Genomic DNA, 13,324 nt, shown 5'->3' with positions numbered 1-13,324 from the left:
AGTGGTCTGGTTGCTCTGTGCATCAATTATTTTTTCGCTGTTAATTCGTAAATTCATAAAACAAGTTGTCACTCTAACATGTTTTAGTGCTATGGATGTAAAGGACTATTACAAGGTGCTGGGAATTGAGAAAACGGCTACAGCGGAGCAGATCAAAAAAGCATACCGTAAATTGGCGGTAAAGTACCATCCGGATAAAAATCCGGATGATAAAGCTGCAGAAGATAAATTCAAAGAGATCAACGAGGCATATGAAGTACTGAGTGATGAAGAAAAACGTAAGAAGTACGATCAGTTCGGCGAAAATTATAAATACTACGAACAACATGGTGGCCGGCCGGAAGATTTTGACTGGTCGCAGTACGGTGGCGGGCAGGGCCATACTTATTCTTACGGAGGAAGTTATGAAGACATATTTGGTGGCGGTGGTGAAGGGCATTTTTCAGATTTCTTTGAACAGCTTTTTGGCGGCCGTTTCTCCGGAGGCAGCCGCAGGCAGCAACAGGGCCCAGGTCGTGGCCGCGATGTACAGGCTACCATGGAGGTATCCCTGGAAGATGCCTATACCGGCGCTACCAGGCAGGTAGAAGTAGGAGGGAGCCGGTTAAATATTAAATTAAAACCAGGCCTCTACGAAGGACAGGTGATCCGTTTGAAAGGAAAGGGCCATCCTGGCCGTAAAGGTGGTGAAAACGGAGATCTGCTGATCAGTATACAATTAGCCCCTCATCCGCAGTACGAACTGAAAGGACAAGACATTTACACCGACCTGGCGGTATCCTTGTATACAGCAGTATTGGGAGGAAAGCTGACTGTAAATACGCCAGGCGCCTCTCTGAATATGAATATTCCGGCGGGAACAGACAGTGGCAAGGTATTCCGCCTCAAAGGCAAGGGAATGCCTGCCTACGATAATAAAGGAGTAGCAGGAGATCTTTACATTAAAGCAATTGTACATATTCCAACAAATCTTTCTGAGGAGGAAATGAATTTGTTCCGGCAACTTTCACAATTAAATGAAAATGGCCATGCTTAAACTTTTTGATTACCTGGAGGAAGTGATTTCAACAGAAAGAATTTCCCAACTGAATACTCCCCGGCTGTTGTATACTACCAGTGAAATCATGCAGGAACTGGGCTATGGCCAGGCTGGTATGGAACAGGAACCGCTAGACAGGGCTATGCATGCCTGCGCAGCCTTGAATATTCCTGTAGACTACAACTTCAAAAAAGTATATACGTTTAAAGACGGCGAATTGATCACAGATTGGCAACTGTCTGAGCTGGCCACTTATCTGTTTATGATCAATTGCAATCCGTTGAACCCATTTGTTGCCAAAGCCCAGCTGATCTTTATGATGAAAGACCGCGTATGAAAGATATCAACCGGACCGGTATCCTGATAGTGGTCATTATGGGCACTATTATGGCCGGTATAGATTCCAGCATTGTTAATATATCCCTTCCCGTTATGAGCAAACAGTTTAATTGTACGCTCGACGAAATTGAATGGGTAATTACGGTGTATATGCTCAGTTTTTCTGTGTTGATGCCACTAACCAATTGGCTGAAGAACAGAATAGGTTTCTTTAATCTTTATGTAGGGGCAATCTCCCTTTTCACCTTAGGCTCCCTGTTATGCGCTTTGTCTACCAATCTGGACTCCCTGCTCACTGCAAGGGTGATTCAGGCATTGGGAGGTGGCGCCATGGCCCCTACTTCCATGGCTATTATCTCTTATATATTTCCTGCCAGGGTACGTGGCACCGTATTGGGCTGGTGGGGATTGGGCAACCTGGTAGGTCCGGCACTAGGCCCTACTTTGGGCGGATTGCTCACCGAAAGGTTTGGCTGGCCCTCTATTTTTTACATCAACCTGCCTATAGGCGCGCTTACAGTGGTATTGGCCTTCCAGTACCTGGGTGTATTGCGTAAACAATCAAAAATAAAGCTGCCCTTTGACTTTACCGGTTTTATAGCCCTCACCATTTTCCTGGTGTGTTTGCAATACGGTATTGCCCGGGCGGAAGTAACCGGCATTACTTCACCAGAAATATTAGTTACCCTGTCGGTAGCAGTAGCGGCTTTGGCGTATTTTATCTGGATAGACAGGCGCAAGCAAGAGCCACTTATGGACCTGAGCCTTTTCACCAACTATTCCTTTGTGAGTTGTATACTGGTCACCATCTCCCGTTCGGCTGCCCTGTTTGGAGGATTGTTTCTAATGCCTTTTCTGTTACAGGAGCAGATGGGCTTTTCCGAAGGTATTTCTGGCTTGCTGATATTACCCAACTCCGTTTTTATGGCTGTATTAATGCCATTTGCCGGCCATTGGTCCGATAAACATGGCTCCCGGGAAATATCTATCGCTGGTATTGTGCTGCTGGCTATGTCCATGTACCTTTTTGCCCAACTGGATCAGAACAGTACCACCATAGGCGTAATAGTGGCGATGATTGTAAGGGGGATCGGTATGGGATTGCTCCTGGCGCCGCTTAATGCTGCTACCCTCAGCGCGGTACAGCCCAGTGAAGTTACTATGGCATCTTCTATCAGCACCCTCATGCAACAGGTAGGTGGCGCCATTGGTATTGCTGTGCTGGCCATCATTACCCAGGCTGCTTATAATAAACATGTGCTGGCTGGTATGTCTAGTCAGTTGGCTCATCACCTGGCCCTTCAGGAAGGCTTTCATATTTCTATGATCGTACTGATGGTAACCCTGGTTCCAGCCTGGTTCCTGCCCCGCCGGAATGTAGTGGTGAAAGATACTGCTGCACATATAGACACCTGACCTGGTTTTACAGCATGATTATTGGAGCGGAAACAGGAACTTTATGGCGCTTATGGCAACAAATGGTAAAAAGCATATCCTGATGATCGATGATGACGAAGATGACTTTTTTCTTGTAAATTCTTTGCTGCAGGATATTTCCCCCGATCAATATGTATTACAGTGGGTATCTTCTTATAAAGAAGGATTGTTGGCAATTGAAACCCGCACCCATGACCTTTACCTGGTGGATTATCGTTTAGGCGTTCATACAGGTATAGATGTGTTGCATCATTTCCGCAACCTGGGATATAAAGCCCCCGTTATTTTATTTACGGGTAAAGGAGATTACTATATTGATAAAGAAGCCATGTTGGCTGGTGCTGCAGACTATCTCGTAAAAAGTGAGATCAATGCTGCCTTGCTGGAGCGTGCCATTCGTTATACGCTCGATAAGTTCAGCCATCTGTTAGCCATCGAAAAAAGTGAAAAACGCTATTTCAGTATCTTCGAAAAGTCTAATGATCTGATCTTGTTAGCCGACTGCGAGCATAAAATAGTAGCGGCTAACCCGGCAGCTTTGCAGGTATTAAATTATGAAGAAGATGAGCTATATAGCAGCCATTTGCAACGTCTGTTTGCAGAAGATAGCGTAGTAGCTGATTTCCTGGCCCAGCTTTGTACAGAAGAAGGGGTGGTACAGAAAGAATACATGTTTCTCAGTAAAACCGGCCAACAGTTGGATGTGACGATCAATGCCTCCCTGTTGGATGAAAAAAAACAGCTCTATTTGTGTATCATACAAGATATTACCGCCCGTAAACGGAAGGAACGGGAGAAACAACAACAGGAGAAATTTGTGATTACCGGCCGTATTGCCCGCCTGATTGCCCATGAAGTACGTAATCCGCTTACCAATATCTTGTTGGCGGTATCCCAGTTAAAAATGGAGCCGGTGTCGAAAACAGAAGAGGCTCCTCTATATCTGGATATTATGGAGCGTAATTGTCACCGGATCAACCATTTGGTAACAGAGCTGTTGCAATCTACCCGTATGTCGGAGCTGAACATGCTACCTATGGAGGTGAATCCGCTTATAGAAAAAGCCTTGCAGTTATCGGCCGACCGCCTGCAGCTACATAATGTAACCGTAGAAAAAGAACTATGCCGGCCAGATGGGAAGATATTGGCAGATGAAGATAAAATATTGATTGCTTTCCTGAATATTATCATCAATGGAATTGAAGCCATGAAGGCTGGCGAAGGCCGGCTGAGCATACAAGCCCGCTGTGAAGCAGATAAAGTGCTGATCCGTATTACCGACAATGGTAGCGGGATTTCTCCCCAGAACCAGGCTAAATTATTTGAGCCTTTTTTTACCAATAAAACCAAGGGTACTGGCTTGGGATTAACCGCCACCCAGAACATTATTCTGCAACATAAAGGGACTATTGCCGTAGAAAGCGCACTGGGAGAAGGGACCAGTTTCCTAATCACCTTCCCGCTGGTAGCATAAAGCTTAGGCTTCTTCCAGTTTAATGCCCGTTTGGGTAAACGTGATCTTATGTTGTTTGTACAAATTGCCGACAGTCATCTTAAAGGTTTTCTTGCTCATGCCAAAGAATTCCTGGATTTCTTCCGGTGTAGACTTATCATGATAGGGTAGGTAGCCATCATTTTCCTGCAGGAGCCGCAGAATTTTGCCGGCTTCATCTTCCACTTTTTCGAATCCGGGTTTGCCCAGCATTACATCAATTTTGTCTTCTTTGATCTGCCGGATATATCCTTTGAATTTGTCGCCTATTTCAATAGGGCGGAATATTTCATTATGATGGAGGATACCAGTATGGAGGTTGTTGATGATCATTACGTAGCCGATGTCGGTACGGCGGTATACGAGTAGGTCTACCGGATCTTTTTCTTGTACGGTGAGCGATTCATTGCTAAGGAAGCGGGATATTTTTTCTGTAGCAGCGAGGCGGCCGGTGCGTTCGTCGATATAGATCTTTACCAGGTATTCCTGTCCTGGTGCCATGTGCGTTAATTGCTGCGACTGGGCTACAAAGAGGTCTTTCATAAGGCCCCAGTCGAGGAATGCGCCTTGTTTGGTAACACTCACTGCTTTTAGTAATACGATATCTCCTACAATGCCATAAGGGCGTTGGGTAGTAGCAATTAACCGGTTTTCAGAATCATGATACAGGAATACTTCGAGTTCGTCGCCTACACGTGTACCTTCCGGTACAAATCTTGATGGAAGCAATATTTCCTGGTCTATGCCTTCGAGGTATACACCAAAATCAGCTTCTTTTTTTACCCTTAACAGGTTGTATTCACCCACTTTTATCATATGATCTGATTAATTATCCGCCTGCAAGTTACTGATAGATTGCCGGATTGCAGGAATCATATTCTGCTTACTTTTGTAAATATCACCAGATATAAACCCACCAAAGCATCTTATGACTATTTTATTATTTACCCTGATTCTTTTTTTGGGGGCCGTAATGGCTGGTTTTCTTGGGTCGCTGACTGGCCTGGGTGGCGGCGTGGTCATTATCCCTTTACTTAGCCTGGGATTTCATACTGATATCCGCTATGCCATTGGTACTGCCCTGGTAGCTGCTATTGCCACATCTTCGGGTTCCGCTTCCGCTTATGTAAAGGAGGGTATTACCAATATCCGGCTGGGTATGTTCCTGGAAATTGCTACTACCACAGGTGCGGTAATAGGTGCACTGATTGCGGTGTATATGCCTACTAATGTGGTGGCTATTATTTTCGGCGCTGTGCTCATTTTTTCTTCGCTAATGTCTTTGCGGAAAAAGCTGGAATATACCACCAGCGAAGATAACAGCCGGCTGGCAGCGCAGTTGCGGCTCAACAGTACTTATCCTACTGCCAACGGTCCGGTAAGCTATAAGGTGCATCATGTGCCGGGAGGTTATCTGATGATGATGTTTGCCGGTATTATGTCGGGGTTGTTGGGGATTGGATCAGGGGCTTTAAAGGTACTTGCCATGGATAATATTATGCGTATACCTTTTAAAGTATCTACTACTACCAGCAATTTTATGATTGGCGTAACGGCGGCAGCCAGTGCAGTAGTGTACCTGCAACGGGGGTATATATCCCCCGGATTATGTATGCCGGTGGTGCTGGGTGTATTGGCGGGCGCTTTTGCGGGTTCACGATTGCTTACCCGCGCCAATGTGAAAGAATTACGTATAGTCTTTAGCGTAGTTATTAGCTTATTGGCCTTGCAAATGATTTATAATGGTATTACTGGTAAACTGTAAGGGATGAAACAGTTCTTTTCAAAATTACGGGACCGGGATGTAGCGCAGCTGATAGGTAAGCAATTGCGTATAGGCGTGATCGTTTCCAGTGCTATCGTGTTAACCGGCGGTATTATTTACCTTAGCCGGCATGGGCACGAGCAGCCGTTCTATCACGATTTTACTGGGGTGCTGGAAGGTTTGAACAACTTCAAAGGCATTTGGCAAGGCGTGTTGAAAAACAGGGGTATGAATATTATACAACTCGGTGTAGTGTTGCTCATTGCTACGCCTATTCTTCGTGTGGCCCTTTCCGTAATTACTTTTTTGATAGAAAAAGACTATCTGTATGTAGGGATTACCCTATTGGTATTGGGTATTATTATGTTCAGTATGTTGGGTGGTTTGGTGGGATAAGGCAGTGTGTAGTTTCTTGTCCGGTGGGGGAATGAACAAGAAACTACACCGGGATGCGTTTATACGGTTTGCAGTTCCTGCAATTCGAGTGCTTGTGTAGTCCATGCCCGGAGCTCATCGCAGAGGGCGGGATTATTAAGTAAGGACTGTCCGTAGGAAGGGATCATTTTCTTTAATTTGATCTGCCAGGCTTCGGTATTCACGGCATCCTTAAAGCAGCGTTTCAGCAGGTTTAGCATAATGGAAACAGCGGTAGAGGCCCCAGGGGAAGCGCCCAGCAGCGCAGCGATAGAGCCATCGGCAGCGTTTACCACTTCAGTACCAAATTCCAGGACGCCGCCATGTTCGGGATCTTTTTTAATCACCTGCACACGTTGTCCGGCAATTTCCAGTTCCCAATCTTCCATTTTAGCTTCAGGGAAATATTCACGTAAAGCTTCCAGTCTGTCTTCCGGTTTTTGTCTTACCTGTGCAATGAGGTATTTCGTTAATGGAATATTATCCAGGCCGGCAGACACCATTGGGTGAATGTTGTTGGCCTTAATAGATAAAGGGAGATCGAATATAGAGCCGTTTTTCAGGAACTTGGTGGAAAAACCTGCATAAGGACCAAATAGCAAAGCCTTCTGGCCGTCTATCATGCGGGTATCCAGATGGGGCACCGACATAGGAGGCGCGCCAACAGAGGCTTTACCATATACTTTAGCACGGTGTTGTGCAATAATTTCGGGATTGGTGCAACGCAGCCACTGTCCGCTTACCGGGAAGCCGCCGAAACCTTTGCCTTCCGGGATATCTGATTTTTCCAGTAAAGGGAGGGAACCGCCGCCAGCACCGATGAACACGAATTTCGTGTTAACAGACCGTTTTTCACGGGTTTCACGATTTTTTACTTTAATAGACCAGCTTCCGTCGGCTTCTTTTTTCAGATCACGAACATCGTGATTGAAGTGCAGGCTAATGCCATCCATTTTTTCGAGGTGGTTGAACAGCGAACGGCTGAGCGCGCCGAAGTTAACATCTGTACCAAACTCCATGCGGGTAGCTGCTACTGGCTGAGAAGCATTGCGACCTTCCATGACCAGCGGCATCCAGGATTTCAGTTGTTGCTGATCTTCAGAATATTCCATGGTCTTGAAAAGATGACATTGCTGTAAGGCATTGTATCTTTTTTTGAGATAATCCACATTTTCTTCTCCCCAAACAAAGCTCATATGGGGAACGCTCTGAATAAAGTGTTGCGGATTGGAAAGGATATTATTTTCAACCAGATAGGACCAGAACTGGCGCGACACTTCAAACTGCTCTGCAATGTTCACCGCTTTTTTGATATCTACTGAGCCATCTGGCTTTTGCGGCGTATAGTTCAACTCACAAAATGCAGAGTGACCCGTGCCTGCATTGTTCCACGCATCAGAACTTTCTGCGGCAGCCACATCCAGTCGTTCAAAAATTGCAATGGTTAACTCTGGTTCTAACTCTTTCAGGAGTATCCCAAGTGTGGCGCTCATAATGCCAGCGCCTATTAAAACCACATCCGGACCTGTTCCAGCTGTACTCTTGCTTCTAAACATAACCCCATTTTTATTCGAGGTGCAAAGTTACAATCTAAACGTTTATGCAGGGAGAATAAATTGCTCGTTTTGGGCACAATTAACAAACTTATTACAATTCTTTCTGAATGGATTGAAAGTTTTGAATACATATTATTTTATCTTTTGGTTAAGCATTTGGTTCTGAAATAATTGACATACCCTATATCTTATTTTTAGCGCATGATGAACAGAAGAACATTTTTCAAAGGTGTATCAGCTGCCGTAGTGATCACAGCAGCAGGCAAAATAGCAGCCGCAGTAACGCCCCGGCATTTTAACAGCAAAACCATTTTCCGCTTTGCAGTAGCATCTGATTGGCACTTTGGGGAACCCAACACTCCCTCTGAGCAAAATTTTCAGGACCTGAAAACGGCTTTTGATCGTTACCAGCAGCATAATCACTGCGAATTCCTGGTATTCAACGGAGATATTATTCACAACGATCCGGCGCTGCTCCCAGGAGCCGTAACCAGGTTAAAACAATTGCATCCCCGTTTATTTGTTACCCATGGCAATCATGACATGGTAGCCCCTGAAATTTGGGAGCAAGCCTGGGGCCACCCACTTCATCACGATGTGGTAATAGGCAACCAGGTATTATTATTGGGCAATACTGCCGATGAAAAAGGTACCTACCTCTGCCCTGATGTAGATTGGTTTGCCCGTAAACTTGAACAATATAAGACCGCCGATAATATATTTATCTTCTTACATATTACTCCTGTAAAATGGACTGATAATGGCTTGGATTGTCCCGAATTCAAGGCCCTGATCCAGAAATATCCCAATATCCGCGCAATCTTTAATGGTCACGACCATGATCAGGATAACGTAAAAATGTTGGAAGGCAGCAAAATACCTTTCCTGTTCGACGGACACGTGGGCGGAAGCTGGGGTGTTGGCTATCATGGCTTCCGGGTAGTGGAGCTCAAGGAAGATGGCAGCATCCTTTCTTTTATTATGAACCCTTTAAGTCGGCAAGGAGAAAAAGTTTTTTCGAAAGTTTGAGTACTTTCGGGATGTTAAAAGAATGCTATGCTGGAGGAATTTGAAAAAGAGTATGGATTTACCTATCCAACACTATATAAACAACTGTACAAAGACGGTATGCTTAATTGGGGCGAGTTTGGAGAAAACTGGCTGGATAAGGTGTATCCCGCTATCCGGACGGCGCCGCCTTTGTTACTGTATGCCAACGACCTGGAAATAATGGACCTGGCCACCGTAAGTGAAGAAATGGAAGACGGATTCCTGTTTGCTGATCCGGTGCACCGCTTTGTGCCTTTTGCCGTAAGTAGCGGGGGTGACTGGTTTGCCTTTTATTTTAACCTGCAGCAGGAGGAAGATGTGCCTATTGTACAGGTATATCGTGATGCGAATGAAGCCTGTATCCTGGCAAAGAACCTGCAAGACTTCATATTCCTGCAGATGTTGGAAGCCATTACAGATCTTGGTCCGGAATCTCCGTCGCTGATTACTTATGGTGATTTGAAAGAGAATTGCGGTAATTTCCTGCGAACCCATAGTCCTTATCTCACCCCTCATCAGGCAACGGTAGTGGCCACTGTGTATGAAACAGGTAAACTAACCAATGTGAAACTGCATGAAATAGTAGAGCAGGAAATGAATTTTCAATGGCTGGATAGCAGCTTCCCGTATCAATTACGTGATTAAGTTTTTAGGCAGGGGCATTACGCCCCTGCTATATTATTCTTTATAGAAATCAATTAACGCCCCGAAATATTGGTCGTTCCAACCTTCTACTATATCTTCATAAGCTTCGTCGGGGATATTGGTATGTTTTAGCTCTACATCTGTTCCTTTAGGGGAAGGATGTAGCTTAATGGTTACAATAGAAGGATTTTCTTCATCTTCCTCCCCAAAGTACCATTGCTGTACTATTTTTTTTCCTTCTTCAAACTCCAGGTTCATCCCCACAATACTTTCTTCCCACAGTGCAAATTCAGAGCCCGGTTCTGTAGACATTTCTGCTACTTCGCCCGTCCACAATTGAATGGTAGCCGGATTGGTGAGCGCGGCATACACTTCTTCGGGTGGCGCATTCAGGATAAAATGTTTTTTATAATCTTTCATGTGTTCAAAGCTACAGAATTGGTGAATTATTACTTAATTTTCTATAAAATATTGAGCATATGCAGTTCACTAAGTTGATCCCGAATGTTTTTTACTCGGATATGAAGGTGGGGTTACAACTCTTTGTGGACACACTGGGTTTTGTGGTGGCTTATCGCGATGATAGAGGTGAGCAACCTTTCTGCATTGTTAAACGGGATAACCTTGTTATCCATCTCATCGAAAGCCTGGAATGGGCCATTAAAGACCGGCCCGAAATAAGGCTGGAAACAGATAATATCCAGGAAGCTTACGAGTTGGTAAAGAAGAGTCACCCGGAATTGCTTCATCCCAATTCCCCTGAGATAAAACTACAACCCTGGGGAGCGCTGGAATTTGCCCTGAGAGATCAGGAAGATGTATGTATTATCGTGCAACAGCCGGTATAGGCGTATTCTTTTTGATAATGTTGGGTCAGTAGGATGCTGCCGCCCAGCCCTGGTAAGGTTGATTTTTGAATCCCTTATTGCAATATATGATACGAGATCATTTCTTTAAATGCAGTAGCTTTTTCAAGGGAAGTAAATCGCTTCTTTGAAATAGCATTCACATGCTGGATATTGTCCATCCCAGCATAGAGAATAAAAAAAGACTTGCTTTCTTCTATCTTTTGAAAATTGCGCCAAGGTATCTTTACCATGATATCCAGTCCGGTTTTTTCCATTCCCCAGTGCGTAAAACGCAGCGTAATATGTTGAATAAAATGTGGTTTATACCTAAAGATATACATTGCTGTTAGTAAGGAAGTTACCAGGAAGAACAAGGCTAAAAGTACAGGTGCATAAATAAAATTTGCATAGTCCTGTGCATGCTGTAGCGGTGTAGCAGACGGTAGTAGTTGCTTGCATCCGGCATTTATAACACTCAAACAGGTAATATAGATAAATATCTTCCGGATTATTTTATTTCTGGGTAACATGTAAAGTGTAAACCGTATGTATTCGTACAGGGTCATGTGTAATTGGATGGTAATGGTATCTTGCATAGGTATAGAATGGGAGGCCGAAAGTAGTAAAAAGATTACCGTTGTGCAAGGCTCGCCGTTATAAAAAAATGAACTTATCTACTTTAAACAGGAATGGAGCAACTGATTCCTATTCCCGGTACATAAGGAATACCACCCCGTTCTTTTCCGGTAGATTGGTGATGGCTGTATCCAGGCTTATAAATATGCTGGAAAATTTCACGTTGCGTTTTAAAAATGCAGATGGAATCCGATTGGATAACTTTTTCCTGAACGAAGGGAACGGTTCACAGGCGTTTGAACGTTGGCCCCTTTATGGCTCCTTTATGACCCCTTTATGGCCCCTTTAGCCTTGATATGTAAAGACGTAAGTAGTTCCTTTGCCGGTTGTGCCAACTTTTTGGATGACCCCCTGTTTAATTAATTCCTGTAGATCTCTTGTTGCTGTTCTTTTGGAGATATTATTGAGCTCCTGATATTGCATATTCGTGATACTTGTGTGTTCTTTTATATATTTGATAGCCTGGGCCTGCCGTTCATTATGAGGTTGTGGTACATCAACCCATTCAATTGCACGATTCTCTTTGAAAAGAGTAATTCCGAAGCCCCCTTGCTCTTCTTCAATTAAAGGTGCAGGGAGGCCCCCTTCAATACAACTATCAATTATTTTATTAATGCCTCTTCCCCATGATTCAATATAGCCTGCTTTGAAAAATACGTTGGCAATGTTTCTATTGCGTGGATAGGAGGAGTGGTCTGTCCTTAATTTTTCAAGGCTTAGTTCTTCTGGCAAATTTCCAGGATTCCAAAGGTGTAGCCGGTCATCGTAAACCTTTAGAAAAATGTAGGTGCTTGAATAATCTTTATGTATAATAGCATTCAATATGGCTTCACGTAAAGCTGATTCTGGATATTCTAACGGTTCTAATCTCTCTATGCCTTTGTAGGAAATTGGTCGGATAAGGTATTTCATCTTTAAGATCTCAATAACCCTGTCAGCCATGTCAAAAATATTTGTTTCGATTATATCCTGATATAACAGGTCGTGGCTGGATGTGCCAAATCTGCCTATTTTGAAACTTGCAGTTACTGTAACTTTTGCGGGATTCTTTCCAAATAACAGGATTGAAGCATTGGTTAATTGTCCATCTTCCGTCATTAAATTGAGATTCTTTAAGAGTAGCCCTATTTCCATTTTTTCTGAATTAGTAGGTATCCTATCTTTTTGAATAGATTTAATGATAAATGATCGAACAGTAGTTTCATTAATATCACTTATTGAAGTGTTTTCTAGTGGTATGTTTTCCCATTTTTTTCCGATCTTTTTCAATAGTAAGTTTTGTAATGCAATGCCTTTCAGTTCTTGTTTGGTGCTACCGCTACGATAATGATAGATGCCATGATAGGCAATTGGAACGCTACTAACTGGTACTTTGATTTCGATATAGTGTTTGCCCTCACTTTTATGTAAGTTAACATCTACCACTAATCCTAAATGATTAACGGCTTTATTGGGAATGTCATCCATTAGTTTTTTATGATCGTCCACTCCAACAATCATACTATTATCGTCGATGCCTATAAATATTTGTCCTCCTTGTGCATTAGCAAAACCGCATATCCATTTTAGATATTCATCTCTCCAGGAAAGTTTGTATTCTATATTGTGTTGTTCCGGCATAAGATATCTGATAGTGAATAAATATGGAGTGTAAAATTAGCAGTGTATTTAGCCGTGTGTTACATGCATTTGCGAAGCAAATAGGATTAACAAAGGGTATTACGGAGCATGGCTGTTAACTCTACTGCCTACATGGGCAGTGATCTTCTTTGAGATACCACATGGCATTAGCAATGCTAATAAGATACACATTTAGCTTTGGGTTGGATAATTAAATGTATAAGAAGCTAAAAGTGAGGAAGCGGAGAGTGGTAAAAAGTCCACCAGAGATTTTAAGTAAGCCCATCAAAGGGATGAAAAATTGTTAAAACCGCATTCCAATTTAAAATGGGTCTTATTTGGTGTCTCAAATAAAAAGGGTTTCAGCGTCAATCGGCTGAAACCCTTTACTAGTCTGTGACCCCCCTGGGGCTCGAACCCAGGACCTACTGATTAAGAGTCAGTAGCTCTAACCAACTGAGCTAGGGAGTCAATTTTATGTTT

14 protein-coding genes and 1 tRNA gene are annotated in these 13,324 nt (G+C 43.6%); 9 read left to right on the top strand and 6 right to left on the bottom strand.

Translation table 11 applies throughout. The features are described 5' to 3' along the window. The first annotated feature begins 91 nt into the window (after nucleotides 1-91). The 4 genes from ACDQ55_RS00815 to ACDQ55_RS00800 are packed head-to-tail and all read left to right on the top strand — an operon-like array spanning nucleotide 92 to nucleotide 4,289. Complete coding sequence (locus ACDQ55_RS00815; protein ID WP_420979099.1) at nucleotides 92-1,036, top strand: DnaJ C-terminal domain-containing protein; 945 nt, start codon at nucleotides 92-94, stop codon at nucleotides 1,034-1,036. Next, nucleotides 1,029-1,376 (top strand): hypothetical protein, encoded by a 348-nt coding sequence (locus ACDQ55_RS00810; protein ID WP_420979098.1) that lies wholly within the window; start codon nucleotides 1,029-1,031, stop codon nucleotides 1,374-1,376. Before ACDQ55_RS00815 ends, ACDQ55_RS00810 begins: the two co-directional genes overlap by 8 nt. Next, a complete protein-coding gene (locus ACDQ55_RS00805; protein ID WP_420979097.1) occupies nucleotides 1,373-2,794 on the top strand; it encodes a DHA2 family efflux MFS transporter permease subunit in 1,422 nt (473 codons plus the stop codon). The genes ACDQ55_RS00810 and ACDQ55_RS00805 overlap by 4 nt, the downstream gene beginning before the upstream one ends. 43 nt (nucleotides 2,795-2,837) lie before the next feature. Beyond that, a complete protein-coding gene (locus tag ACDQ55_RS00800) occupies nucleotides 2,838-4,289 on the top strand; it encodes an ATP-binding protein (RefSeq protein ID WP_420979096.1) in 1,452 nt (483 codons plus the stop codon). A 3-nt stretch (nucleotides 4,290-4,292) separates the two neighbouring features. Here the strand turns inward: ACDQ55_RS00800 and ACDQ55_RS00795 are convergent, their stop codons facing one another. Further along, a complete protein-coding gene (locus tag ACDQ55_RS00795; RefSeq protein ID WP_420979095.1) occupies nucleotides 4,293-5,123 on the bottom strand; it encodes a S1 RNA-binding domain-containing protein in 831 nt (276 codons plus the stop codon). A gap of 112 nt (nucleotides 5,124-5,235) precedes the next feature. Here ACDQ55_RS00795 and ACDQ55_RS00790 point away from each other — a divergent pair, with 112 nt between their 5' ends. Both ACDQ55_RS00790 and ACDQ55_RS00785 read left to right on the top strand, forming a co-directional pair. Beyond that, nucleotides 5,236-6,072 (top strand): sulfite exporter TauE/SafE family protein, encoded by an 837-nt coding sequence (locus ACDQ55_RS00790; protein WP_420979094.1) that lies wholly within the window; start codon nucleotides 5,236-5,238, stop codon nucleotides 6,070-6,072. Between the two features lie 3 nt (nucleotides 6,073-6,075). After that, nucleotides 6,076-6,468 (top strand): DUF1634 domain-containing protein, encoded by a 393-nt coding sequence (locus ACDQ55_RS00785; RefSeq protein WP_420979093.1) that lies wholly within the window; start codon nucleotides 6,076-6,078, stop codon nucleotides 6,466-6,468. 59 nt (nucleotides 6,469-6,527) lie between these two features. Here ACDQ55_RS00785 and ACDQ55_RS00780 read toward each other — a convergent pair whose 3' ends face one another. Then, on the bottom strand, nucleotides 6,528-8,042 hold the full coding sequence (locus tag ACDQ55_RS00780) for a malate:quinone oxidoreductase (protein ID WP_420979092.1): 1,515 nt from the start codon (nucleotides 8,040-8,042) through the stop codon (nucleotides 6,528-6,530). Nucleotides 8,043-8,243: 201 nt separating this feature from the next. On the opposite strand from ACDQ55_RS00780, the gene ACDQ55_RS00775 reads away from it, so the two are divergent. After that, nucleotides 8,244-9,071, top strand: a complete 828-nt coding sequence (locus ACDQ55_RS00775) for a metallophosphoesterase family protein (protein WP_420979091.1) — start codon at nucleotides 8,244-8,246, stop codon at nucleotides 9,069-9,071. 27 nt (nucleotides 9,072-9,098) lie between these two features. Further along, nucleotides 9,099-9,737 carry an SMI1/KNR4 family protein gene (locus tag ACDQ55_RS00770; protein ID WP_420979090.1) on the top strand — a complete coding sequence of 213 codons (639 nt, stop codon included), beginning with the start codon at nucleotides 9,099-9,101 and terminating at the stop codon, nucleotides 9,735-9,737. Between the two features lie 33 nt (nucleotides 9,738-9,770). Here the strand turns inward: ACDQ55_RS00770 and ACDQ55_RS00765 are convergent, their stop codons facing one another. Beyond that, on the bottom strand, nucleotides 9,771-10,157 hold the full coding sequence (locus tag ACDQ55_RS00765; protein ID WP_420979089.1) for an SRPBCC domain-containing protein: 387 nt from the start codon (nucleotides 10,155-10,157) through the stop codon (nucleotides 9,771-9,773). A 59-nt stretch (nucleotides 10,158-10,216) separates the two neighbouring features. Between ACDQ55_RS00765 and ACDQ55_RS00760 the strand changes: the two genes are divergently transcribed. Beyond that, nucleotides 10,217-10,585 (top strand): hypothetical protein, encoded by a 369-nt coding sequence (locus ACDQ55_RS00760; RefSeq protein ID WP_420979088.1) that lies wholly within the window; start codon nucleotides 10,217-10,219, stop codon nucleotides 10,583-10,585. 74 nt (nucleotides 10,586-10,659) lie between these two features. Here ACDQ55_RS00760 and ACDQ55_RS00755 read toward each other — a convergent pair whose 3' ends face one another. The 3 genes from ACDQ55_RS00755 to ACDQ55_RS00745 form a co-directional block, all read right to left on the bottom strand. Further along, a complete protein-coding gene (locus tag ACDQ55_RS00755) occupies nucleotides 10,660-11,181 on the bottom strand; it encodes a hypothetical protein (RefSeq protein ID WP_420979087.1) in 522 nt (173 codons plus the stop codon). A 325-nt stretch (nucleotides 11,182-11,506) separates the two neighbouring features. Then, nucleotides 11,507-12,841: an ATP-binding protein gene (locus tag ACDQ55_RS00750; RefSeq protein ID WP_420979086.1), complete on the bottom strand. Its 1,335-nt coding sequence runs from the start codon at nucleotides 12,839-12,841 to the stop codon at nucleotides 11,507-11,509. A gap of 397 nt (nucleotides 12,842-13,238) precedes the next feature. After that, nucleotides 13,239-13,312: transfer RNA gene (locus ACDQ55_RS00745), tRNA-Lys, on the bottom strand. Nucleotides 13,313-13,324: the final 12 nt, after the last annotated feature.

Origin of the sequence: Chitinophaga sp. 30R24 (assembly GCF_049056765.1) — a bacterium.
Lineage (GTDB): Bacteria > Bacteroidota > Bacteroidia > Chitinophagales > Chitinophagaceae > Chitinophaga.
Note: the sequence above shows the minus strand (reverse complement) of the source record. Positions and strands in the feature narration are given on the sequence as shown.

Excerpts from the sequence above, each read along its gene's own strand:
- ACDQ55_RS00795 (WP_420979095.1), bottom strand. The coding sequence starts at position 5,123 with ATGATAAAAGTGGGTGAATACAACCTGTTAAGGGTAAAAAAAGAAGCT.
- ACDQ55_RS00765 (WP_420979089.1), bottom strand. The coding sequence starts at position 10,157 with ATGAAAGATTATAAAAAACATTTTATCCTGAATGCGCCACCCGAAGAA.
- ACDQ55_RS00815 (WP_420979099.1), top strand. The coding sequence starts at position 92 with ATGGATGTAAAGGACTATTACAAGGTGCTGGGAATTGAGAAAACGGCT.
- ACDQ55_RS00790 (WP_420979094.1), top strand. The coding sequence starts at position 5,236 with ATGACTATTTTATTATTTACCCTGATTCTTTTTTTGGGGGCCGTAATG.
- ACDQ55_RS00775 (WP_420979091.1), top strand. The coding sequence starts at position 8,244 with ATGATGAACAGAAGAACATTTTTCAAAGGTGTATCAGCTGCCGTAGTG.
- ACDQ55_RS00785 (WP_420979093.1), top strand. The coding sequence starts at position 6,076 with ATGAAACAGTTCTTTTCAAAATTACGGGACCGGGATGTAGCGCAGCTG.
- ACDQ55_RS00770 (WP_420979090.1), top strand. The coding sequence starts at position 9,099 with ATGCTGGAGGAATTTGAAAAAGAGTATGGATTTACCTATCCAACACTA.
- ACDQ55_RS00750 (WP_420979086.1), bottom strand. The coding sequence starts at position 12,841 with ATGCCGGAACAACACAATATAGAATACAAACTTTCCTGGAGAGATGAA.
- ACDQ55_RS00780 (WP_420979092.1), bottom strand. The coding sequence starts at position 8,042 with ATGTTTAGAAGCAAGAGTACAGCTGGAACAGGTCCGGATGTGGTTTTA.
- ACDQ55_RS00805 (WP_420979097.1), top strand. The coding sequence starts at position 1,373 with ATGAAAGATATCAACCGGACCGGTATCCTGATAGTGGTCATTATGGGC.
- ACDQ55_RS00755 (WP_420979087.1), bottom strand. The coding sequence starts at position 11,181 with ATGCAAGATACCATTACCATCCAATTACACATGACCCTGTACGAATAC.
- ACDQ55_RS00760 (WP_420979088.1), top strand. The coding sequence starts at position 10,217 with ATGCAGTTCACTAAGTTGATCCCGAATGTTTTTTACTCGGATATGAAG.
- ACDQ55_RS00800 (WP_420979096.1), top strand. The coding sequence starts at position 2,838 with ATGGCGCTTATGGCAACAAATGGTAAAAAGCATATCCTGATGATCGAT.
- ACDQ55_RS00810 (WP_420979098.1), top strand. The coding sequence starts at position 1,029 with ATGCTTAAACTTTTTGATTACCTGGAGGAAGTGATTTCAACAGAAAGA.